At 63.1% G+C, this 20,642-nt stretch carries 18 protein-coding genes and 1 pseudogene; 11 read left to right on the forward strand and 8 right to left on the reverse strand.

Features of this window, described 5'->3' with window-relative positions:
- Window positions 1–32 precede the first annotated feature (32 nt).
- The 4 genes and pseudogenes from algD to E8F12_RS22920 all read right to left on the reverse strand — a co-directional run bounded on the left by algD (window position 33) and on the right by E8F12_RS22920 (window position 4,007).
- Entirely contained in the window at window positions 33–1,343 is a 1,311-nt protein-coding gene (algD, locus tag E8F12_RS22905; protein ID WP_280327456.1) for a GDP-mannose 6-dehydrogenase, read from the reverse strand.
- 956 nt (window positions 1,344–2,299) lie between these two features.
- Window positions 2,300–3,079 carry a peroxide stress protein YaaA gene (gene yaaA, locus E8F12_RS22910; RefSeq protein ID WP_280327457.1) on the reverse strand — a complete coding sequence of 260 codons (780 nt, stop codon included), beginning with the start codon at window positions 3,077–3,079 and terminating at the stop codon, window positions 2,300–2,302.
- An 80-nt stretch (window positions 3,080–3,159) separates the two neighbouring features.
- Window positions 3,160–3,567 (reverse strand): annotated as a pseudogene (locus E8F12_RS22915) (LysR family transcriptional regulator substrate-binding protein); the annotation flags it as partial.
- Window positions 3,459–4,007 (reverse strand): LysR family transcriptional regulator, encoded by a 549-nt coding sequence (locus E8F12_RS22920; protein ID WP_280327458.1) that lies wholly within the window; start codon window positions 4,005–4,007, stop codon window positions 3,459–3,461. The gene E8F12_RS22920 and the pseudogene E8F12_RS22915, both read right to left, overlap by 109 nt.
- Between E8F12_RS22920 and E8F12_RS22925 the strand changes: the two genes are divergently transcribed.
- The 6 genes from E8F12_RS22925 (at window position 3,916) to E8F12_RS22950 (ending at window position 8,882) form a co-directional block, all read left to right on the forward strand.
- Window positions 3,916–4,821 carry a peptidase dimerization domain-containing protein gene (locus tag E8F12_RS22925; protein ID WP_280327459.1) on the forward strand — a complete coding sequence of 302 codons (906 nt, stop codon included), beginning with the start codon at window positions 3,916–3,918 and terminating at the stop codon, window positions 4,819–4,821. The genes E8F12_RS22920 and E8F12_RS22925 overlap by 92 nt on opposite strands.
- Before the next feature lie 306 nt (window positions 4,822–5,127).
- On the forward strand, window positions 5,128–6,519 hold the full coding sequence (locus E8F12_RS22930) for a PhoH family protein (RefSeq protein WP_280291085.1): 1,392 nt from the start codon (window positions 5,128–5,130) through the stop codon (window positions 6,517–6,519).
- Window positions 6,520–6,615: 96 nt separating this feature from the next.
- A complete protein-coding gene (gene moaC, locus E8F12_RS22935) occupies window positions 6,616–7,089 on the forward strand; it encodes a cyclic pyranopterin monophosphate synthase MoaC (RefSeq protein WP_280291084.1) in 474 nt (157 codons plus the stop codon).
- A complete protein-coding gene (locus E8F12_RS22940; RefSeq protein ID WP_280291083.1) occupies window positions 7,089–7,337 on the forward strand; it encodes a MoaD/ThiS family protein in 249 nt (82 codons plus the stop codon). Before moaC ends, E8F12_RS22940 begins: the two co-directional genes overlap by 1 nt.
- 1 nt (window position 7,338) lies before the next feature.
- Window positions 7,339–7,788 carry a molybdopterin synthase catalytic subunit MoaE gene (gene moaE, locus E8F12_RS22945; protein WP_280327461.1) on the forward strand — a complete coding sequence of 150 codons (450 nt, stop codon included), beginning with the start codon at window positions 7,339–7,341 and terminating at the stop codon, window positions 7,786–7,788.
- A gap of 317 nt (window positions 7,789–8,105) precedes the next feature.
- The gene (locus E8F12_RS22950; RefSeq protein ID WP_280327462.1) at window positions 8,106–8,882 is read left to right on the forward strand and encodes an ABC transporter substrate-binding protein; all 777 of its coding nucleotides are present in this window, start codon (window positions 8,106–8,108) and stop codon (window positions 8,880–8,882) included.
- Window positions 8,883–9,191: 309 nt separating this feature from the next.
- Here the strand turns inward: E8F12_RS22950 and E8F12_RS22955 are convergent, their stop codons facing one another.
- The 4 genes from E8F12_RS22955 to E8F12_RS22970 form a co-directional block, all read right to left on the reverse strand.
- Entirely contained in the window at window positions 9,192–9,953 is a 762-nt protein-coding gene (locus E8F12_RS22955) for an amino acid ABC transporter ATP-binding protein (protein ID WP_280327464.1), read from the reverse strand.
- Between the two features lie 8 nt (window positions 9,954–9,961).
- Window positions 9,962–11,059 carry an amino acid ABC transporter permease gene (locus E8F12_RS22960; protein WP_280327465.1) on the reverse strand — a complete coding sequence of 366 codons (1,098 nt, stop codon included), beginning with the start codon at window positions 11,057–11,059 and terminating at the stop codon, window positions 9,962–9,964.
- Between the two features lie 10 nt (window positions 11,060–11,069).
- Complete coding sequence (locus E8F12_RS22965) at window positions 11,070–12,254, reverse strand: amino acid ABC transporter permease (protein WP_280327466.1); 1,185 nt, start codon at window positions 12,252–12,254, stop codon at window positions 11,070–11,072.
- Between the two features lie 109 nt (window positions 12,255–12,363).
- Complete coding sequence (locus E8F12_RS22970; protein ID WP_280327467.1) at window positions 12,364–13,392, reverse strand: amino acid ABC transporter substrate-binding protein; 1,029 nt, start codon at window positions 13,390–13,392, stop codon at window positions 12,364–12,366.
- 476 nt (window positions 13,393–13,868) lie between these two features.
- Between E8F12_RS22970 and E8F12_RS22975 the strand changes: the two genes are divergently transcribed.
- The 5 genes from E8F12_RS22975 (at window position 13,869) to rhlB (ending at window position 20,640) form a co-directional block, all read left to right on the forward strand.
- Window positions 13,869–14,528, forward strand: a complete 660-nt coding sequence (locus E8F12_RS22975; RefSeq protein ID WP_280327468.1) for an alpha/beta fold hydrolase — start codon at window positions 13,869–13,871, stop codon at window positions 14,526–14,528.
- Window positions 14,529–14,557: 29 nt separating this feature from the next.
- Complete coding sequence (locus E8F12_RS22980; RefSeq protein WP_280327469.1) at window positions 14,558–16,459, forward strand: acyl-CoA synthetase; 1,902 nt, start codon at window positions 14,558–14,560, stop codon at window positions 16,457–16,459.
- A gap of 312 nt (window positions 16,460–16,771) precedes the next feature.
- Window positions 16,772–17,710, forward strand: a complete 939-nt coding sequence (locus E8F12_RS22985) for a GGDEF domain-containing protein (RefSeq protein WP_280327470.1) — start codon at window positions 16,772–16,774, stop codon at window positions 17,708–17,710.
- A 201-nt stretch (window positions 17,711–17,911) separates the two neighbouring features.
- Window positions 17,912–19,069, forward strand: a complete 1,158-nt coding sequence (locus E8F12_RS22990) for a dipeptidase (RefSeq protein WP_280327471.1) — start codon at window positions 17,912–17,914, stop codon at window positions 19,067–19,069.
- A gap of 98 nt (window positions 19,070–19,167) precedes the next feature.
- On the forward strand, window positions 19,168–20,640 hold the full coding sequence (gene rhlB / locus E8F12_RS22995; protein WP_280327472.1) for an ATP-dependent RNA helicase RhlB: 1,473 nt from the start codon (window positions 19,168–19,170) through the stop codon (window positions 20,638–20,640).
- Window positions 20,641–20,642: the final 2 nt, after the last annotated feature.

Genomic DNA, 20,642 nt, shown 5'->3' on the forward strand with positions numbered 1-20,642 from the left:
GCCCCCTCCCGAGAGGGGAGGGGGCAGGGCGCTTACCAGCAGATACCCTCGGCGTTGCCGTGGGTGCCTTTGGGCATGAAGCCCACCAGGTCGATCACTTGCTTGCCGACCGGAGCCTGCTGGGCCAGCGGCGCGAACAGCTCGTCGCGGTTGCCCAGGACAATGATGTCGGCCTTGTCGACCACTGCATCGAAGTTGCTGTCGAGCAGCGAGGACACGTGGGGAATCTTCGACTCGATGTAGTCCTTGTTGGCGCCATGGACGCGGGCGTACTCGACGTTGCGGTCGTAGATGCTGAGGTCATAGCCCTTGCCGATCAGCATCTCGGCCAGTTCCACCAGCGGGCTCTCGCGCAGGTCGTCGGTGCCGGCCTTGAAGGACAGGCCGAGCAGGGCAACCTTGCGCTTGTCGTGGCCGGCGATGATCTCGAAGGCCTTCTGCACCTGGCAGGCGTTGCTGCGCATCAGCGAGCCGATCAGCGGCGACTCGACGTCCAGGGAGGTGGCGCGATAGTTCAGTGCGCGCACGTCCTTGGGCAGGCAGGAACCGCCGAAGGCGAAGCCCGGGCGCATGTAGTACTTGGACAGGTTCAGCTTGTTGTCCTGGCAGACCACATCCATCACTTCGCGGCCATCGACGCCGACCGCCTTGGCGATGTTGCCGATCTCGTTGGCGAAGGTCACCTTGGCCGCGTGCCAGACGTTGCAGGTGTACTTGATCATCTCGGCCACTTCGATGGCCTTGCGGATGATCGGTGCGTCCAGTTCGCGATACAGGGTTTCCAGCAGGTCGCCGGAGGCCTTGTCCAACTCGCCGATGACAGTCATGGGCGGGTAGTCGTAGTCCTTGATCGCGGTACTTTCGCGGAGGAACTCGGGGTTCACCGCGACGCCGAAATCGACGCCCGCTTTCTTGCCGGAGCAGTCTTCGATAATCGGGATGACTACGTTATTCACGGTACCCGGCAGCACGGTGCTGCGCACCACAACAGTGTGGCGCTCGGACTTGTCGCGCAGGGCGAAGCCGATCTCGCGGCAGACGCCTTCGATGTAGTCCAGTTCAAGGTCGCCGTTCCTTTTGCTCGGCGTGCCGACGCAGATGAAAGACACCTGGGTATCGCGCACGGCAGCGGCGACATCGGTGGTGCCGCGCAGGCGGCCGGTCTTCACGCCTTGTTGCAGGAGTTCTTCCAGACCGGGCTCGACAATGGGGGATTTGCCATTGTTGATCAGGTCGATTTTGGTCTGCGAAATGTCTACGCCGACAACTTCATGACCACGAGCAGAGAGGCAGCCGGCGCATACTGCACCAACATAGCCCAAACCAAAGATGCTGATACGCATCGTATTCACCTCGTCCATTCAGCACGCTGTTTAATATGTGACGTTAATGTCACTTCCGTTTGCACTGTTATGTTGCAGAGCGCAACTTTGCAGTGCACAGGCATGAGTAATACCGGACGCCAAAGTTAGGGCGCCTGAACTGGGCATTTAGTAACGCTTGCCCGGGTAGAGTCCTGAGCTGATCGCCGCAAGGGCTCTGGCTCGTTGGTTTTGTCCAGTAGGTCGAGTTTGTTGCGGTTCTCCTCAGTTAACTTGTTTGGCTTTCGCCAGATAAAGACCACCCCTCGGCTGTGCACCGATAGATATCAAGGCAGTTTGAAATCACACCGGAAAAATGGTGTGAGGAATTAGGTCACGGGGGTATGAGTGTCTGTCTTTTCGGATAGTTCCTACCGTTCGTCCCCGATTTGCTTTATTGCAAAATTTTGACTATGGGGGTCCTGATTCCGCGTTGAGGGCAACCTAAGAGCGGAGGCTTTGCAGAAAAGTTCCGGGCAGTGCAAATTGCAATTTATCGGTGATTGCATTTTGCAACTTGGCCACTATCTGGATTCAAGTTGGCCAGTATCAAAGGCGTAGTTGTGCCGGCTATTTGATCTTGAAGTGATATTGGAATTAACAGTGGCCATTAAGTGGCACGGAACGAACGTACCGGAACATGGCCCGGTGCCGGCATGAGCATTCTGATGGATCACTTCGAGGGCGAATTCAAAATGTAGGGAGGATATCGCTCTTCATATCCACCTTGGCCGTCGAACCAGGCCGCCATGGTGGACCGATAAAGCGTGGTCCACCCTACACACTGCAAAGGAAAGGGGAGCCGCGCAGGGTGGGCTTTACCCACGCTGACCTCCGATGGTGGGCTGAGGCCCACCCTACTGCTTTTGCGCCGGGTCCCACGCTTTACGAAGACATGGCAAAAGAAAACCCCGCCATAGGGCGGGGTTTCTGTGGGCTCACTCCTGCGGCTCGTCCCGCAGGAATACCAGGCTGTCGGGCCTCGAATGCTCCGCCGAGTAGCGATAACCCTGGTAGTTGAAGTCCTTCAGCCCTTCCGGGTTTTGCAGGCGTTCCTTGATCACGTAGCGGGCCATCAGGCCGCGGGCTTTCTTGGCGTAGAAACTGATGATCTTGTACTGGCCGTTCTTCAAGTCCTTGAACTCGGTGTCGATCACCCGCGCATTCAGCGCCTTGCGCTTCACCGAGCTGAAGTATTCGTTGGAGGCGAGGTTGAGCAGGATATCGTCGCCCTGGGTCGCCAGCGCTTCGTTCAGCCAGCCGCTGATGCGCTCGCCCCAGAAGGCGTAGAGGTCCTTGCCGCGGGCGTTGGCCAGCTTGGTGCCCATTTCCAGGCGGTAGGGCTGCATCAGGTCCAGCGGGCGCAGCAGGCCGTAGAGGCCGGAGAGCATGCGCAGGTGCTGCTGGGCGAAGTCGAAATCGGCTTCGCTGAAATCTTCGGCGTTGAGGCCGGTGTAGACGTCGCCCTTGAAGGCCAGCAGGGCCTGCTTGGCATTGGCCGGCGTGAAGTCCGGGTGCCAGCTGCCGTATCGCGCGGCGTTGAGGCCGGCGAGCTTGTCGGACAGGTGCATCAGCTCGGCGATCTGCGCCGGGCTCAGTTCACGCAATTGCTGGATCAGCTCCTGGGCGTGGTCCAGGTACTGCGGCTGGGTGTGCCGCGGGGTGACCGGCGGGGTCTCGTAGTCCAGGGTCTTGGCGGGGGAAATCACCAACAGCATCGAATCGTCTCCTTCGGGAATGCGGGGGATTCTAGGGATTTGCCGCATTCGGCTCCAGCTATCCCGCCGATAGGCAAGGCTCAACCCAGGCGTTGCTCCAGTGGCACCTCCTCCAGATAGCGGCGCAGCTCGTCGAGGAAGGTGGCCTCGGCCAGGCTGAGTTTCTGCTCGCGGTTCCACAGCAACTGGATCTCCACATCGGCGATGCCGTCTTGCGGCGGCAGGCGCCAGAGGCGGTCCCGGGCGAGGTCGTCGCGGACTATGTGCTGGGGCAGACAGCCAATGCCATAGCCGCAATACACCAGGCGGCGGATCTCCTCGAGGCTGGAGGACGCGGCGACTATGTGGCCGGAAAAGCCCTGCTGGTCGCGGAAGATGGTCAGCGGCGAGAGGCTGCCGCCGATCTGGTCGCTGCTGAACGTGACGAAGTGCTCGCCCTTGAGATCCTCCAGGTCGAGGTCGTCGCGGCCGAAGAGGCGGTGGTGGCGGCCGCAGAAGAAGGCGTAGCGCTGGCGCATGAAGCACAGCTGCTCGAGCTTGGGCGCCGGCACGCGGCACGCGGCACAGGCAGAGGCCGAGGCTGGCGGTCTTCTGTTGCAGGGAGCTGATGATGTCGGAGCTGCGCATCACTTCCACCTCCAGCTCCACCTTGGGGGGGGCGGCGGTGGAAGGCGATCAGGAAGTCGTCGTAGGCGGGCGACTCGATGCGGCTGATGCTGAGCAGCCGGACCTTGCCCATCACCTGCTCCGGGTGCTCGTCCATGGCGGTGGAGAGGAGCGACACGTTGCTGTTGATCTCTTCGGCGATGCGCAAGGCTTCCTCGCCCGCCTCGGTGATGTCGAAGCGCGGGCCGCGGCGGGCGATCAACGGCGTGCCCAGCTGTTCCTCCAGGCGCTTGAGGGCCTGGCTGACCGCCGGCTGGGTCATTGGCGTGGTCACCGGCGGCCAGGCGATCTGCTGGCTGGACATCCGGGTGAAGGGCCAGGCCGCCCACGCCAGCACCACGCCCATGCCATTGCGCCGCGACGCGCTCTTTGCCAGCGCCGAGATGATCCAGGCGCTGGAACAACTGGCGGTACGGTTCGCGCCTAGCGGGTTGGTCACGATCGGCCAGCTGGAAATCGCCAAGTCCTCGCGCAACACCATTCCCGGCAGCCTGCAGTTCACCCTGGACCTGCGCAACCCGGACGACCAGGTCCTGGCGCGGATGGAGCGGGAGGCGCGCGAGCTGATTGCCGCCATTGCCGCGCAGTTCCTGCGCCAGGGCCATTCGCGAGTGGCCGTGCTGGACACCGACATGCACCACGGCCAGGGCATCCAGGAAATCTTCTACACGTGCAGCGATGTGCTCTATGTGTCCATCCACGGCGACCCGACCAACTTCTATCCGGTGGTGGCGGGTTTCGAGGACGAGCGCGGCAGCGGGGCGGGGGAGGGCTTCAATCTCAACCTGCCGATGCCTCATGGCGCCAGCGAGGCGCTCTTCCTCCAGCGGCTGGAGGAAGCCGCCGCGGCGGTGAAGGACTTCGGCGCCGAGGTGCTGGTGCTGTCCCTGGGCTTCGATATCTACCAGGAGGACCCGCAAGCCAAGGTGGCGGTGACGGCGGAAGGCTTCGGTCGCCTGGGCGCGGCCATCGCCGCCATGGAACTGCCCTGCCTGGTGGTACAGGAGGGGGGATATCACCTGGAAAGCCTGGAGGACAATGCACGGCGCTTCTTCAACGGTCTGCTGGGCCGCTGAGGAAAAGGCTGAACTACGGGAGAGGGGACTTTCGACTTTAACGGGAGCTTTTCCGTGCGCCAAGGTCTTTTTATCGTCATGTGAAAAAAGACCCAGACCGCGAAAAAAGTCTTTTTTCTGTCATCCCGAATGGAGTATTAACAAGGAAGACCGCCGAACCCTGCAGACAGGTGGCGACCATCGGCCCTCACCTTGTTGGCACCTTCTCCCGCCCGGCATAACCCGGAAGGGAGAGGTCGGCGGCCCCCCGCGGCGGAGCGCCAGCCTGGCATTCCGTCGCCTGGCCCGATAAGAAGGTGACCGCGTATGGATGACCACGGACGCTCCAGCCCTACCGCTCCAACCTTGTACGCCCTTGATACCAACGTCCTGATCCATGACCCCAATGCGCTGTTGAACTTCCAGGAACACCACGTGGCCATCCCGATGACCGTGCTGGAGGAACTGGACAAGCTGAAGACCGGCAAACAGGGCGTCGCCGCAGAATGCAGGCAGGCCATCCGCCTCATCGACAAGATCCTTGGTGGTGCGACCCCCGAGGAAGTGGAGCACGGTGTACCCATCCAGCGAGAGAAAAGCGGTCCCTGCGGGTTCCTCTCGATCCTCATGAGCAAGCGCGCAGCCCCCATCACCTGGCTGCCGGAAGACCTCAACGACAACAAGATCATCAACCAACTGGTGGAGCTGAAGAGCCGCAAGCCGGGCATGGCCGTGGTGCTGGTCACCAAGGACATCAACATGCGCCTGAAGGCGCGCGCCTGTGGCATCGACTCGGAGGACTACCACACCGACCAACTGGTCGACGACGTCTCCCTGCTGTCCCGCGGCTACCACGATATGCCGGGCTCCTTCTGGGACCGCGTGAGCAAGGTGGAGACCCGCCAGGACCACGGACGTACCTGGCACCGGGTGCAACTCACCGACAACCTGCCGGCGGTGCACGTCAACGAGTTCATCGTCGACGAGCAGGGCTTCGTAGGCTGGATCAAGGGCATCAAGGCCGATGAGCTGCTGATACTCGACCTGCACCAGGAGCCCCTGCTGCACCAGGAAGCCTGGGGCCTGCGCCCGCGCGACGTGTACCAGGCGCTGGCGCTCTACGCGCTGCTCGACCCGGACATCCACCTGGTCAACATGACTGGCGCGGCGGGCTCGGGCAAGACCATCCTGGCGCTGGCCGCGGCCATCGAGCAGACCATGGTCAGCAAGCGATACCGGCGCATCATCGCCACCCGCAGCGTGCAGGGCCTGGACCAGGAGATCGGCTTCCTGCCCGGCACCGAGGCGGAAAAGATGGAACCCTGGCTGGGGGCGATCACCGACAACCTGGAAGCCCTGCATATGGAGGACGAGAACACCCACGGCAGCGTGGACTACATCCTCAGCAAGGTGCCACTGCAGTTCAAATCCCTGAACTACATCCGCGGCCGCAGCTTCCAGCAGAGCCTGATCATCATCGACGAGTGCCAGAACCTGACGCCGCACCAGATGAAAACCATCATCACCCGTGCCGGCACCGGGTCCAAGGTGATCTGCCTGGGCAACCTGGCGCAGATCGATACGCCCTACCTCTCCGCGCCCAGCTCGGGCCTGACCTACCTGACCGAACGCTTCAAGGACTTCCCCCACGGCGTGCACATCACCCTGCAGGGTGTGCCGCGTTCCGTGCTGGCCGAGTTCGCCGAAGCCCATATGTGACTCATTCCCGCCGGGCGGCAGCTGCCGCCCGGTACGGGTTTCTGTATACAATCTGTCTCCTGCGGGCCCTGAACGGCCCGCCCGAGGAGACTTGCAGTGCTTACCCATCTCGATTCCCAGGGTCGTGCCAACATGGTCGACGTCACCGACAAGGCGGTGACCTCCCGTGAGGCGACGGCTGAAGCCCGTGTGCGCATGCGCCCTGAAACCCTTGCCATGATCCAGGCCGGCGGTCACCCGAAAGGCGACGTGTTCGCCGTGGCGCGCATCGCCGGCATCCAGGCGGCGAAGAAGACCTCCGACCTCATCCCCCTCTGCCATCCGCTGATGCTCACCAGCGTCAAGGTGGAGCTCAACGCGGAAGGCGACGATTGCGTGCACATAGTCGCCCGCTGCAAGCTGGCCGGGCAGACCGGGGTGGAAATGGAGGCCCTGACCGCCGCCAGCGTCGCCGCCCTGACGATCTACGACATGTGCAAGGCGGTGGACCGCGGCATGACCATCGAAAGCGTGCGCCTGCTGGAGAAGCTGGGCGGCAAGAGCGGCCATTACCAGGCCGGGGAGCAATGATGATTCGCGTGCAGTATTTCGCCCGTTACCGTGAAGCGCTCGGCATCGAAGGCGAGCAGCTCAGCTGGGATTCGACATTCGCGAAACTGGATGACCTGCGCCAGCACCTGCTGGCCCGTGGCGGCGTCTGGGAAGTGCTCGCCGAGCAGAACCTGATGTGCGCCCGCAACCAGGAGCTGTGCAGCCTGGACGAAGCCCTGGCCGACGGCGACGAGGTCGCTTTCTTCCCGACAGTGACCGGAGGCTGAGATGGCCATTCGCGTGCAGGAAACCGCCTTCGATCCCGGTCTCGAACTCAATGCGCTGCACGCGGCCAACGTCGGCATAGGCGCGGTGGTCGGCTTCGTCGGCTACGTGCGCGACTTCAACGAAGGCCAGGACGTGGCTGGAATGTTCCTCGAGCACTACCCGGGGATGACCGAGAAGGCCCTGGAGAAGATCGCCGAGGAGGCCCGGCAGCGCTGGCCCTTGCTCAACGTGGACATTCTCCACCGTATTGGCCGGCTGGAGCCGGGCGAGCCCATTGTCTTCGTCGGTACCGCCAGCGCCCACCGCCAGGCCGCCTTCGACGCCTGCAATTTCATCATGGATTACCTCAAGACCCGTGCGCCCTTCTGGAAGAAGGAAGACACCGCCGAAGGCCCGCGCTGGGTGGAAGGGCGCTGCAGCGACAAGAATGCGGCCGAGCGCTGGGAATGAGCCTGGCGCGGACTGCTTTTCTGTAGGGGCGAATGAATTCGCCCCTACAAGGCATTTCCGCTCCCGCCTGAACAAGCCCGGCCTCGCCGGGCTTTTTACTGCCTACTCGGGGGTGATTGACGATTTGTACATTTTAGTCCAGCATGGACTCATAAGTACAAATTAGCGGCGTCCACGATGATCCACGGCCAGCTATCCTCGCGTCCATTCCCATGCCGGCCAGCCCTGGCGGCGTCTTCTTCTGCCTCGCAATCCATTCCGAACCTGCTCGCCGGCCAGCTGCGGCGGGCATCCATCCGTACTGCGGGAGTCGCACCATGAAGAAACTCGTTCTGCTGGGCAGCCTTGCCCTGAGCCTGCTGGCCTCCAGCGTTTTCGCCGCCGACAAGCCCTTGCGCATCGGCATCGAAGCCGCCTATCCACCCTTCGCCTACAAGACCCCGGCAGGCGAGATCGCCGGGTTCGACTACGACATCGGCAATGCCATGTGCGAGGAGATGAAGGTCAAGTGCCAATGGATCGAGCAGGAATTCGATGGCCTGATTCCCTCGCTCAAGGTGAAGAAGGTGGACGCCGTCCTCTCCTCCATGACCATCACCGATGAGCGCAAGAAGTCCGTGGACTTCACTGGCAAGTACTACTACAGCCCGGCGCGCCTGGTGATGAAGAAGGGCACCACGGTCGACCCCGAGTTCAAGAGCCTGGTGGGCAAGACCATCGGCACCCAGCGCTCCACCACCACTGACCGCTTCGCCACCGAGGTACTCGAGCCCAAGGGCGTGAAGATCGTGCGCTACAGCACCCAGAACGAGATCTACCTGGATGTGCTTTCCGGTCGCCTGGACGGCGTGCTGGCCGATGCATTCCCGCTCAACGAGGGCTTCCTGAAGACCGAGAATGGCAAGGGCTACGAGTTCGTCGGGCCGGTCCTGCAGGACCCGCACTACTTCGGCGAGGGCGCTGGCATCGCTGTGCGCAAGGGCGATGACGCGCTGCGCGAGAAATTCAACAATGCCATCAAGGCCCTGCGCAGCAATGGCAAGTACCAGGCGATCCAGGCCAAGTACTTCGATTTCGATATCTACGGGGATTGAGTCCGCACGGACCGCTCCCTCTCCGGCTGGCGGAAGAGGGGTGGAGTAAGGGTTTTATTCGGTGGGCCCGATGCCTGGCTGTTTCGCGAATGAATTCGCTCCTGCAGGAGCATTCCACGCGCCAATGAACAAGGCTCTCTTCCTCGTTCAGAGCTGTAGGTTGGGCTGAGCTCGGCGAAGCCCAACGGTGGTGGGGCGAAGATGTTGGGCTTCGCTTCGCTCAGCGCCAACCTACGAAAGGCGCCAACGCAAGTTGCCCAAAAGAAAAGGGAGCCCGAAGGCTCCCTCATTTCGTCCAGCTTCCAATACTCAGTGCAGGATCTGCCCGAGGAACGCCTTGGTCCGCTCGTTCTGCGGATTGTCGAAGAAGGCGTGGGGCTCGTTCTGCTCGACGATCTCGCCCTTGTCCATGAAGATCACCCGGTCCGCCACGGTACGGGCGAAGCCCATCTCGTGGGTCACGCAGAGCATGGTCATGCCGTCCTGGGCCAGGCCGACCATGGTGTCGAGCACTTCCTTCACCATCTCCGGGTCGAGCGCCGAGGTGGGTTCGTCGAACAGCATGATCTTCGGCTTCATGCACAGCGCGCGGGCGATGGCCACACGCTGCTGCTGACCGCCGGAGAGCTGCCCCGGGAACTTGTTGGCCTGCTCCGGGATGCGTACGCGCTCGAGGAAGTGCATGGCGATTTCCTCGGCCTTGCGCTTGGGCATCTTGCGGACCCACATGGGCGCCAGGGTGCAGTTCTGCAGCACGGTGAGGTGCGGGAACAGGTTGAAGTGCTGGAACACCATGCCCACTTCGCTGCGGATCGCCTCGATGTGCTTGAGGTCGCTGGTCAGCTCGGTGCCATCGACAATGATGCGGCCCTGCTGGTGCTCCTCCAGGCGATTGATGCAGCGGATGGTGGTGGACTTGCCCGAGCCCGACGGCCCGCAGAGGACGATGCGTTCGCCCTGCTTGACGTCCAGGTTGATGTCTTTCAGCACGTGGAACTGGCCGTACCACTTGTTCACGCCCTGCAGGCGGATGATCGGATCGCCGGCGGTTTTCTTGCTTGCTTCAGTCATGGTGACTCCTAACGCTTGTGGCCGGTGTCCAGCTTGTGCTCCAGGTGCATGGAGTAGCGGGACATGCCGAAACAGAAGATCCAGAACACCAGGGCGGCGAACACGTAGCCCTCGGTGGCCATGCCCAGCCAGGCCGGATCGGTGGTGGCTTGCTTGATGCTGTTGAGCAGGTCGAACAGGCCGATGATGATGACCAGGCTGGTGTCCTTGAACAGTGCGATGAAGGTGTTGACGATGCCGGGAATCACCAGCTTCAGGGCTTGCGGCAGGATCACCAGGCCCATCATCCGCCAGTAGCCCAGGCCCATGGCCGCGGCGGCTTCGTACTGGCCCTTGGGGATGGCCTGCAGGCCGCCCCGCACCACTTCGGCGATGTAGGCCGACTGGAACAGGATCACGCCGATCAGCGCCCGCAGCAGCTTGTCGAAGGAGAGCCCCTCGGGGAGGAACAGCGGCAGCATTACCGAGGACATGAACAACACGGTGATCAGCGGAACACCGCGCCAGAACTCGATGAAGGTGACGCAGATCACCTTGATCGCCGGCATGTCCGAACGCCGCCCCAGGGCCAGCATGATGCCCAGCGGCAAGGCGCCGACTATGCCCACCGCCGCGATCACCAGGGTCAGCATCAGGCCGCCCCACTGGCTGGTGGACACGGTTTCCAGGCCGAAGAAGCCGCCATGCAGCAGCCAGTAAGCCAGAAGCGGGTAGACCACCAGGAAGCTCAGCCCGTAGATCGCCTTGTGCGGCACCTTGGGGATGAACAGCGGTGCGGCGCCGAAGATCGCCAGCCAGACCGCCAGGTCCACACGCCAGCGCAGGGCCTCCGGATAGAAGCCATACATGAACTGGCTGAAGCGCACCTTGATGAACACCCAGCAGGCGCCTTCGCTGGTGCAGTCGGCGCGGGTGGTGCCGGTCCAGTCGGCTTGGAGGAAGGCCCACTTGATCAGCGGCGGCAGGATCAGCCAGACCAGGTAGATGGCGAACAGTGTCAGCAGCGTGTTGAACCAGTTGGAGAACAGGTTGGCACGCAGCCAGCCGACCACGCCGACGCTCAGGCGCGGTGGCGGCATGTCGGGACGGAAGGTATGTACGGTCATGCGCTTCTCCTTACCGCTCGATCAGCGCAATGCGCTTGTTGTACCAGTTCATCAGTATGGAAATGCTGATGCTGATGGCCAGGTAAACGCTCATGGTGATGGAAATCACCTCGATCGCCTGACCGGTCTGGTTCAGCACCGTTCCGGCGAACAGCGAGACCATGTCCGGGTAGCCGATGCCGGCCGCCAGGGACGAGTTCTTGGCCAGGTTCAGGTACTGGCTGGTGAGCGGCGGAATGATCACCCGCAGGGCCTGCGGAATGATCACCAGGCGCAGGATCTTCGGCGCCGGCAGGCCCAGCGAGCGCGCGGCTTCGGTCTGCCCGTGGCTCACCGCCTGGATGCCCGAGCGCACGATCTCGGCGATGAAGGCCGCGGTGTAGACGGTCAGCGCCAGGGTCAGGGCGATCAGTTCGGGAATCACCACCCAGCCGCCACGGAAGTTGAAGCCCTGCAGTTGCGGCACGCTCCAGTGGAAGGGCGCACCGAACGCCAGTGCGGTCAGGGTTGGGACCACCACCAGCAGCGCCAGGGTGGTGAGCAATACCGGGAAGCGCTGGCCGGTCGCTTCTTGCCGAGCCTTGGCCCAGCGCGCCAGGACGACGATGCCGACCAAGATCAGCAGCAGGCCGATGAGGAAGGGCCAGAAGCCATCCGCCATGGTCGGTGCCGGCATGTACAGGCCGCGATTGTTGAGGAAGAAGTTTTCACCCAGGCTCAGGCTCTGTCGCGGCCCGGGCATGGGCAGCATCACCGCGAAGTACCAGAAGAAGATCTGCAGCAGCGGCGGGATGTTGCGGAAGGTCTCGATGTAGATGGTCGCCAGTTTGCGTACCAACCAGTTCGGCGAGAGCCGCGCCACCCCGAGGATGAAGCCGAGGATGGTGGCGAAGAAGATGCCGATGACCGAAACCAGCAGGGTGTTGAGCAGACCGATGACGAAAACCCGGCCATAGCTATGGCTTTCGTTGTAATCGATCAGGTGCTGGGAGATCCCGAAGCCGGCGCTCTGCTCGAGGAAGTCGAAGCCGGAGAGAATCCCGCGTTTTTCCAGGTTTGTCTGGGTGTTCTGGAACAGATACCAGCCCAGTGCGATGACCGCGATGACCGCGATGATCTGAAAGACCCACGCACGCGCCTTGGGGTCGGTCCAGATCGAACCGCCAGGCCGCGGGGGATTGACAGTGTTTTGCATGACAGCCCTCTAGGAACCCCCGGCGACCTGCGCAAAAGGCCAGGCCGCGGGGGCTCTTGTAATTGGAACACTGGCCCGGCAACCGCATCATGCGGCCGCCGGGCGACGGTCAGCGCACTGGCGGTGCGTATTGCAGACCGCCCTTGTTCCACAGGGCGTTGAGACCGCGCTCGATCTTCAGGTCGCTACCGGCACCGATATTGCGATCGAAGATTTCACTGTAGTTGCCGACCTGCTTGACGATTTGCACCGCCCAGTCTTTCGGCAGCTTCAGGTCCTTGCCGAACTCGCCTTCAGTGCCCAGCAGACGGGCAATGTCGGGGTTCTTGGTGGTTTTGGCCTGTTCTTCGACGTTCTTCGAGTTCAGGCCCAGTTCCTCTGCGTTGAGCATGGCGAACAGGGACCAGCGCACGATGTCGAACCACTCCTCGTCACCCTGACGCACGGCCGGGCCGAGGGGCTCCTTGGAGATCACTTCCGGCAGCACCACGTACTCGTCCGGCGCGGCCAGCTTGATGCGCTGGGCATAGAGCTGGGACTGGTCGGAGGTCAGTACGTCGCAACGACCGGATTCCAGCGATTTGGCGCTCTCGTCGGAGGTGTCGTAGGTGATGGGGGTGTACTTGAGGTTGTTGGCGCGGAAGTAGTCGGACAGGTTCAGTTCGGTGGTGGTGCCGGCCTGGATGCAGACGGTGGCGCCATCGAGTTCCTTGGCGCTGGAAACGCCGAGCTTCTTGTTCACCAGGAAGCCTTGACCGTCGTAGTAGGTGACGCCGGTAAAGTTCATGCCCATGGCGGCGTCGCGCGAGCTGGTCCAGGTGCTGTTGCGCGAGAGGACATCCACTTCGCCGGACTGCAGCGCGGTGAAACGTTCCTTGGCGGTCAGCGGGCTGTACTTGACCTTGCTGGCATCGCCGAACACGGCGGCGGCAACGGCACGGCAGACATCGACGTCGATGCCCTTGTAGTTGCCCTTGCCATCGGCGTAAGAGAAGCCCGGGAGGCCGTCACTGATGCCGCATTGCACGTAGCCTTTCTTCTTCACCGCGTCCAGGGTGGCGCCCGCCTGTGCGAGACCGCTGACACCGAGAACGGTTGCCGCGGTCAGCACGGCCAGGGTGGATTTCACCATCTTCATTAAAACCTCCAGTTGCTTTTATTGGTGTTGGAGTCTCGATCCCACCGCCGTACCCTCGTGAGGCAGGTTCAACCTTTTTATGCACTGAAAAGGTCAACCGGGGTGTCGGACCTAAGGAAGGAGTCTAGTTCGCGCTGCTCCGCTCGCCACCAGACCTTTCCTCGCCCATTGGTCAAATGGGCTGGAGACGGATTGCGCCCACCCCGCATCATGAAAATGGCGCTGGGGGTCGCCTGCAAGGCAGCAGCCGGAGCCGCTGCCCAACCCGTTGCACACCAGGGCAAGTGTTACCGAGCCTGGCCGCGAATCAGTCAGCTGCTTTGATAGCAAAGGCCGTACCAGCAAGGTGCCAGTAGGCCTATTCCGATAGGTCAATAGGTAAAGTTTTAGCCGTGCGACATATTTTTCAGTTATCAAACCACCCCTTCTGATGCCATCGCCCCACAACTGTGCAGAAGCACCACAACGGAGCCTCCATGAGCGACACACTTATTCTCGAACCCCCACATCGCGCCGACGCCTGCGTCATCTGGCTCCATGGCCTGGGCGCGGACCGCTATGATTTCCTGCCCGTGGCCGAGGCCCTGCAGGATGTCCTGGGCACCACCCGCTTCGTCCTGCCCCAGGCGCCGACCCGGGCGGTGACCATCAATGGTGGCTGGGCCATGCCGTCCTGGTACGACATCCTCGCCATGAGCCCCGAGCGCGCCATCAATGAAGCGCAGCTGGAGGAGTCCGCGCAGCATGTGATGGACCTGGTGCAGGCACAGATCGACGCCGGCATCGACCCGAAGCGCATCGTCCTGGCCGGCTTCTCCCAGGGTGGCGCCGTGGTGCTGCACACCGCCTTTCTGCGCTGGCCGGGAGAACTGGGCGGCGTGCTGGCGCTGTCCACCTACGCGCCGACTTTCTCTGACGAAATGACGCTGTCGGATACAAAACGACAACTGCCGGTACTCTGCTTGCATGGCACCTTCGACGACGTGGTGCTACCTGCGATGGGGCGCGCCGCCCATGACCGCCTGGCCGCAGCCGGGGTGCCGGTGGGCTGGCGCGACTATCCGATGGCCCACGAGGTGCTGCCGCAGCAGATCCGTGACATCGGCGCCTGGCTGGTGGAACGCCTGCACAGCTGACTCCCAACCCTCTAGAACAAGAAACGACCATGGCCCAGACCCCAGTTCCGCCCATCGCCACCCTGAGCGACATCGAAGCGATCGAACGCCTATCCCTGGAAGAGCGCGGCATGCCGGACAGCACCTATGAGCTGATCCGTCGCAGCGCCGAGCGCCACCCGCACAAGCGCGCCATGACCTTCCTGCTCCAGGGCGACGCCGAGGAAACGCCCCTTGAGCTGACCTATGCGCAACTGCTGGCCCGGGTCACCCAGGCCGCCAATGCGTTCCACCACCTGGGCGTGCGACCAGGCAAGGCGGTGTCCTTCCTGCTGCCGAACCTGCCGCAGACCCATTTCACCCTCTGGGGTGGCGAGGCGGCGGGCATCGTCAATGCCATCAACCCCTTGCTGGAGCCCGAGCACATCGCCGAACTGGTCCATGCGGCGGACTCGAAAGTGCTGGTGACACTGGCGCCGTTCCCCGGCACCGACCTCTGGGACAAGGTGGCCGGCCTGCGCGACCACTTGCCGGAGCTGGAAGCCGTTGTCGCCGTGGACCTCGCCAACCTGCTGCCCGAGCCCCAGCGCAGCGCCATCAAGGCTCAGCGTGGCGCGCTGCCGGAAGGCGTGCTGGACTTCGACGAACTCCTCGACCGCTTCCCCGCCGACCGCCTGGAAAGCGGCCGGGTGATCGCCCCGGATGACGTCGCCTCTTACTTCCATACCGGCGGCACCACCGGCACGCCCAAACTGGCGCCCCACAGCCACCGCAACGAAGTGGCCATGGCGATGATCCTCGCCTACGGGATCAACCTGGGGGAGGGCGACAACACCCTCTGTGGCTTGCCGCTGTTCCACGTAAACGGCGTGATGGTCACCGGACTCGCGCCCTTCTTCGCCGGCGCCGAGATTCTCATCGCCACGCCCCAGGGCTACCGCAATAGCCGCCTTATCCAGAACTTCTGGAAGATCATTGAGCGCTACCGGGTGAGCTTCTTCAGCGGCGTGCCGACCATCTACGCGGGCCTCCTGCAGGTGCCCAGCGAGGGCCACGACCTCTCCAGCCTGCGCTACGCCTTGTGCGGCGCGGCGCCAATGCCGGTGGAGCTGATCAACCAGTTCGAGGCCAAGACCGGCTTGCGGCTGATCGAAGGCTACGGCCTCACCGAAGGCACCTGTGGCAGCTGCGGCAACCCCGCCCATGGCGAGCGCCGTCCCGGCTCCATCGGCATGCGCATGCCCTACTGCCAGGTGAAGGTCGTCGTGCTCGACGAGTCGGGGCACTACCTGCGCGATGCCGTCGTCGACGAGATCGGCAACCTCTGCGTGCGCGGCGTGACCGTGTTCAAGGGGTATCTGCAGGCGGACAAGAACAAGGACATCTGGGTCGACGGCGACTGGTTCAATACCGGCGACCTCGGTCGTATTGACGCTGATGGTTATATCTGGCTCACCGGCCGCAGCAAGGACCTGATCATCCGCGGCGGCCACAACATCGATCCGCAGATGATCGAGGAAGCCCTGCACAAGCATCCGGCCGTGGCAATGGCCGCCGCGGTCGGCAAGCCCGATGACAAGGTCGGCGAACTGCCGGTGGCCTACGTGCAACTGAAACCCGGCGCCAGCGTCAGCGAAGCGGAGTTGCTGGAGCATGCGACGCGGCATGTTCCTGAGCGCGCTGCCGTGCCCAAGAATGTCTGGATCATCGACGCCATCCCGGTCACCGCAGTGGGCAAGACCTTCAAACCGACCCTGCGCTTCGACGCCATCCGCCGCGTGCTGGAGGAGGTCCTGGGCGGCATCGCCCCGGGCGTCAGCGTGACGGTGGTGAACGACGAGCGCCATGGCCAGGTCGCCGAAATCCGCGTGCCGGGCCTGGATTCGCAGCTCCAGGAGCGGCTGGAGGGGCGCATGGCGGGTTATGCGGTGAAATTCCGCTTGCTGGCCTGAGGCCATCTATACTGACCGGCAGCGGGCCGCCCCAAGGGCGGCCTTTTGGTCTCTGCGTCATCTGGAGTCGAATTCAACTGCGTGAGCGACAGGCTCACAGCGTTTTCGTGTGCGCAGAATTTTGTTGCCATATTGTGGCAAATATCAGTAATCGTCGCGCTCCTTACCAAGATCATGCCGTCTGTCGGCCCAACTTTGGACGGGCATTGCCAGACAAAAAGTGCGGGAATACTGTCACTTCGGGTTAACACCTTGGACAGGGATCGTTAGCGGTGCCGTCCGCTTCGACTGGCATTCGGGTCCGTTGCAGCTATGAAGCATGTTCACTGGCAAAAAGACTTGCACCTGCTGAGCCGACTGCGTCTGTTCCGGAACGTCGCCGCGAGCAACCTCGAGCAATTGCTGAAGGAGTTTCGCGCCTGCGACCTGGATACTGGCGAGATCGTGCTGTCGCCCTTCAATCGCAACCAGTATCTCTACCTGGTGCTGGCAGGGCGGCTGATGGTCTACCTCGGCTCGCTGGAAAACACCCCGGTGAGCACGGTGGAGGTGGGCGAGTGCGCTGGCGAGATCAGCTTCATCGACAATGACCACCCCTCGGCCTATGTAGTGGCCAGCGAGCCCACCAGCGTGCTGCGTCTGCATCGGCAGGCCCTGGTAGGGCTGTTCCAGCAGTCGCCGCAGGTGATGCAGAACCTCCTGGAGCTGCTCTGCGACCGGGTTCGGCAGGGCAACCGGATCATTCTCGACACCGAACAGAACGCCAAGATCGACACCCTCACCGGGCTCTTCAACCGCCGCTGGCTGGAGCACATCTACCAGCGTGAAAGCACCCGCTGCGCCTTCAACGGCCAGCCGCTGTCGATGCTCATGCTGGATGTCGATCACTTCAAGGGCTACAACGACCGCCACGGCCACCTGGCCGGCGACTACGCCCTCTGCCTGGTGGCGCACACTTTGCGCAACCAGTTGCGGCCCAAGGACAGCATGGCCCGCTATGGCGGCGAGGAGTTCGTCATCCTCCTGCCGGAAATGAATTGCAGGGAGGCCCGCGCCATCGGCGAACGCCTGCGCAGCAGTCTGGAGCAGATCCCTTCCTTCTATTCGCCCCTGGGCGTGCTGCCCGGCGTGACCGTTTCCATCGGCCTGGCCGAAATGTGCAAGCCGGACAGCCTGCAAGGCCTGATCGCCCGGGCGGACAGCGCGCTGTACCAAGCCAAGCAGGACGGGCGGAACCGCTTGAACGGCTAACGCGGTCATGGGACGGGACCGTTCTTGTAGGGGCGAATTCATTCGCCAAGGGCGGCGCAGTTGCCCCCGGACGTCTTGCCGGGCAGGCCTTCGGTCTGCTTGGCGAATAAATTCGCCCCTACATGCTGTGCTCAATTTCTGCTGTCCTCGAACGTCTGTTTGCTAGAGTCCGTTCACTAGAAAACAGCCGGGAAGCTGGACATGCGCAAACTCCTGATCGCTTTGCTACTGCTGCTGGCTGTTGGCCTGGGGATCTTCTTCAACCTGCCGGGGTTCCTCGACCGCGAGATGAACACCGTCGCCTCGCCTGGGCCCTACCTTGCTTCGGACGATGCCCAGGCACTGCACAAGACCCTCTTCGTCGCCGACCTGCACGACGACGCGCTGCTCTGGAACCGCAACCTGCTGGAGCGCCACGACTTCGGCCATAGCGACCTGCCGCGCCTGCTGGAAGGCCATGTCGGCCTGCAGGTGTTCTCCACCGTCACCAAGACCCCGCGCGGCCTGAACTACGAGCGCAACGGCGCCGACAGCGACGACATCACCTTGCTGGTCATGGCCCAACGCTGGCCCCGCGCAACCTGGACCAGCCTGCTGGAGCGCGCCCTCTATCAGGGCCGGAAGCTCCAGGAAGCCGCCGATGGCAGCCAGGGCAAGCTGACCTTGATACGCAGCGGCAAGGCGTTCGCCGACTACCTCTCGGCCTGGCAGACCGACCCCAACCGTGTCGCCGCCATACTCGCCACTGAGGGCCTGCATCCGCTGGAAGGCAAGCTGGAGAACGTCGACCGACTGTACGACGCGGGCTTTCGCATCACCGGCCTGACCCACTTCTTCGACAATGAGGTGGGTGGCTCCGCCCACGGCCTGGAGAAGGGCGGCCTGACCCCCTTCGGCCGTCGGGTGATCGCTCGCCTGGAAGAGAAGAAGATGCTGGTGGACCTGGCCCACGCCTCCCGTCCGTTGATCGACGACGTGCTGGGCATGGCCGAGCGTCCTGTGCTGGTGTCCCACACCGGCGTCGAGGGCACCTGCCCGGGCCCCCGCAACCTCAGCGATGCCCATATCCAGCGGATCGCCGCCACCGGCGGGGTGATAGGGATCGGATACTGGGATACCGCGGTCTGCGACACCTCGGTCCAGGCCATCGTCAAAGCCATCCGCTACACCGCCGACAAGGTGGGCGTGGCACATGTGGCCCTGGGCTCCGACTTCGATGGCGCGGTGCATACGCCCTTCGATACCAGCGGCCTGGCGCAATTGACCCAGGGGCTGCAGGAAGCGGGCTTCAGCGAGTCGGACATTGCCGCCATCATGGGCGGAAATGTCCGCAGGCTGCTGCTGGAGACCCTTCCTTAGTCCAAGTCAAGTCCTCAGATGCCCGCGGCACTTCGCCCTGCGGGCATCTTGCTTTACACTGGCGGCCGTTCATTCCTTAATCAATCGACGAGACCACCGTGCTCAAAGCACTCAAGAAGATATTTCGCAAGGGCGAAGAGCCCCAATCCGGCCCCGCCCCCGCTGTACCCGCCCACGCCCATGCCGCGAAGGAAGAGCGTCCGGCCAAACCGAAGAAAGCGCCTCGCGAAGCAGGCGAAATGGCTGAGGGCACCAGCGAACGTGCCCCCCGCGGCGAGAAGAAGCCCCGTAGCGACAAGCCCAAGACCGACAAGCCCCGTCGCGAGCGCCCGGCCAAAGCAGCTGCCGTGGACAACTGGAAGCTCGAAGATTTCGCGGTGGAGCCCCAGGAGGGCAAGACCCGCTTCCACGACTTCAACCTCGATCCGCGGTTGATGCACGCCATCCACGATCTCGGTTTCCCCTACTGCACGCCGATCCAGGCCCAGGTCCTGGGCTTCACCCTGAAGGGCCAGGACGCCATCGGCCGCGCCCAGACCGGTACCGGCAAGACCGCCGCCTTCCTGATTTCCATCATCACCCAGCTGCTGCAGACCCCGCCGCCGAAAGAGCGCTACATGGGCGAGCCGCGTGCTCTGATCATCGCGCCGACCCGTGAGCTGGTGGTGCAGATCGCCAAGGATGCCGCCGCTCTGACCAAGTACAGCGGCCTGAACGTCATGAGCTTCGTCGGCGGCATGGACTTCGACAAACAGCTCAGGCAGCTGGAATCACGCTTCTGCGACATCCTGGTCGCCACCCCCGGCCGCCTGCTGGACTTCAACCAGCGCGGAGAAGTGCACCTGGACATGGTCGAGGTGATGGTGCTGGACGAGGCCGACCGCATGCTGGACATGGGCTTCATCCCGCAGGTTCGCCAGATCATCCGCCAGACCCCCTTCAAGGGCGAGCGCCAGACCCTGCTGTTCTCCGCCACCTTCACCGAAGACGTGATGAACCTGGCCAAGCAGTGGACCGTCGAGCCGGCCATCGTCGAGATCGAGCCGGAGAACGTCGCCAGCGAGACCGTCGAACAGCACGTCTACGCCGTGGCCGGTAGCGACAAGTACAAGCTGCTCTACAACCTGATCGCCCAGAACGACTGGACCCGTGTGATGGTCTTCGCCAACCGCAAGGACGAAGTCCGCCGCATCGAAGAACGCCTGACCAGGGACGGCATCAGCGCCGCCCAGATGTCCGGCGACGTGCCCCAGCACAAGCGCATCCGGACCCTGGAAGGCTTCCGCGAAGGCAAGATCCGCGTGCTGGTGGCCACGGACGTCGCCGGCCGCGGCATCCATATCGACGGCATCAGTCACGTGATCAACTTCACCCTGCCGGAAGATCCGGACGACTACGTCCACCGCATCGGCCGTACCGGCCGCGCGGGCGCCAGCGGCACCTCCATCAGCTTCGCCGGCGAGGATGACGCCTTCGCCCTGCCGCCGATCGAGGAACTGCTGGGCCGCAAGATCAACTGCGAAATGCCCCCGACCGAACTGCTCAAGTCGGTGCCGCGCAAGCACCACTGAGG

Origin of the sequence: Pseudomonas sp. BN102 (genome assembly GCF_029871245.1) — a bacterium.
GTDB lineage: Bacteria > Pseudomonadota > Gammaproteobacteria > Pseudomonadales > Pseudomonadaceae > Metapseudomonas.

Excerpts from the sequence above, each read along its gene's own strand:
- algD (WP_280327456.1), bottom strand. The coding sequence starts at position 1,343 with ATGCGTATCAGCATCTTTGGTTTGGGCTATGTTGGTGCAGTATGCGCC.
- yaaA (WP_280327457.1), bottom strand. The coding sequence starts at position 3,079 with ATGCTGTTGGTGATTTCCCCCGCCAAGACCCTGGACTACGAGACCCCG.
- E8F12_RS22925 (WP_280327459.1), top strand. The coding sequence starts at position 3,916 with ATGTCGAAGCGCGGGCCGCGGCGGGCGATCAACGGCGTGCCCAGCTGT.
- E8F12_RS22920 (WP_280327458.1), bottom strand. The coding sequence starts at position 4,007 with ATGACCCAGCCGGCGGTCAGCCAGGCCCTCAAGCGCCTGGAGGAACAG.
- E8F12_RS22930 (WP_280291085.1), top strand. The coding sequence starts at position 5,128 with ATGGATGACCACGGACGCTCCAGCCCTACCGCTCCAACCTTGTACGCC.
- E8F12_RS22940 (WP_280291083.1), top strand. The coding sequence starts at position 7,089 with ATGATTCGCGTGCAGTATTTCGCCCGTTACCGTGAAGCGCTCGGCATC.
- moaE (WP_280327461.1), top strand. The coding sequence starts at position 7,339 with ATGGCCATTCGCGTGCAGGAAACCGCCTTCGATCCCGGTCTCGAACTC.
- E8F12_RS22950 (WP_280327462.1), top strand. The coding sequence starts at position 8,106 with ATGAAGAAACTCGTTCTGCTGGGCAGCCTTGCCCTGAGCCTGCTGGCC.
- E8F12_RS22955 (WP_280327464.1), bottom strand. The coding sequence starts at position 9,953 with ATGACTGAAGCAAGCAAGAAAACCGCCGGCGATCCGATCATCCGCCTG.
- E8F12_RS22960 (WP_280327465.1), bottom strand. The coding sequence starts at position 11,059 with ATGACCGTACATACCTTCCGTCCCGACATGCCGCCACCGCGCCTGAGC.
- E8F12_RS22965 (WP_280327466.1), bottom strand. The coding sequence starts at position 12,254 with ATGCAAAACACTGTCAATCCCCCGCGGCCTGGCGGTTCGATCTGGACC.
- E8F12_RS22970 (WP_280327467.1), bottom strand. The coding sequence starts at position 13,392 with ATGAAGATGGTGAAATCCACCCTGGCCGTGCTGACCGCGGCAACCGTT.
- E8F12_RS22975 (WP_280327468.1), top strand. The coding sequence starts at position 13,869 with ATGAGCGACACACTTATTCTCGAACCCCCACATCGCGCCGACGCCTGC.
- E8F12_RS22980 (WP_280327469.1), top strand. The coding sequence starts at position 14,558 with ATGGCCCAGACCCCAGTTCCGCCCATCGCCACCCTGAGCGACATCGAA.
- E8F12_RS22985 (WP_280327470.1), top strand. The coding sequence starts at position 16,772 with ATGAAGCATGTTCACTGGCAAAAAGACTTGCACCTGCTGAGCCGACTG.
- E8F12_RS22990 (WP_280327471.1), top strand. The coding sequence starts at position 17,912 with ATGCGCAAACTCCTGATCGCTTTGCTACTGCTGCTGGCTGTTGGCCTG.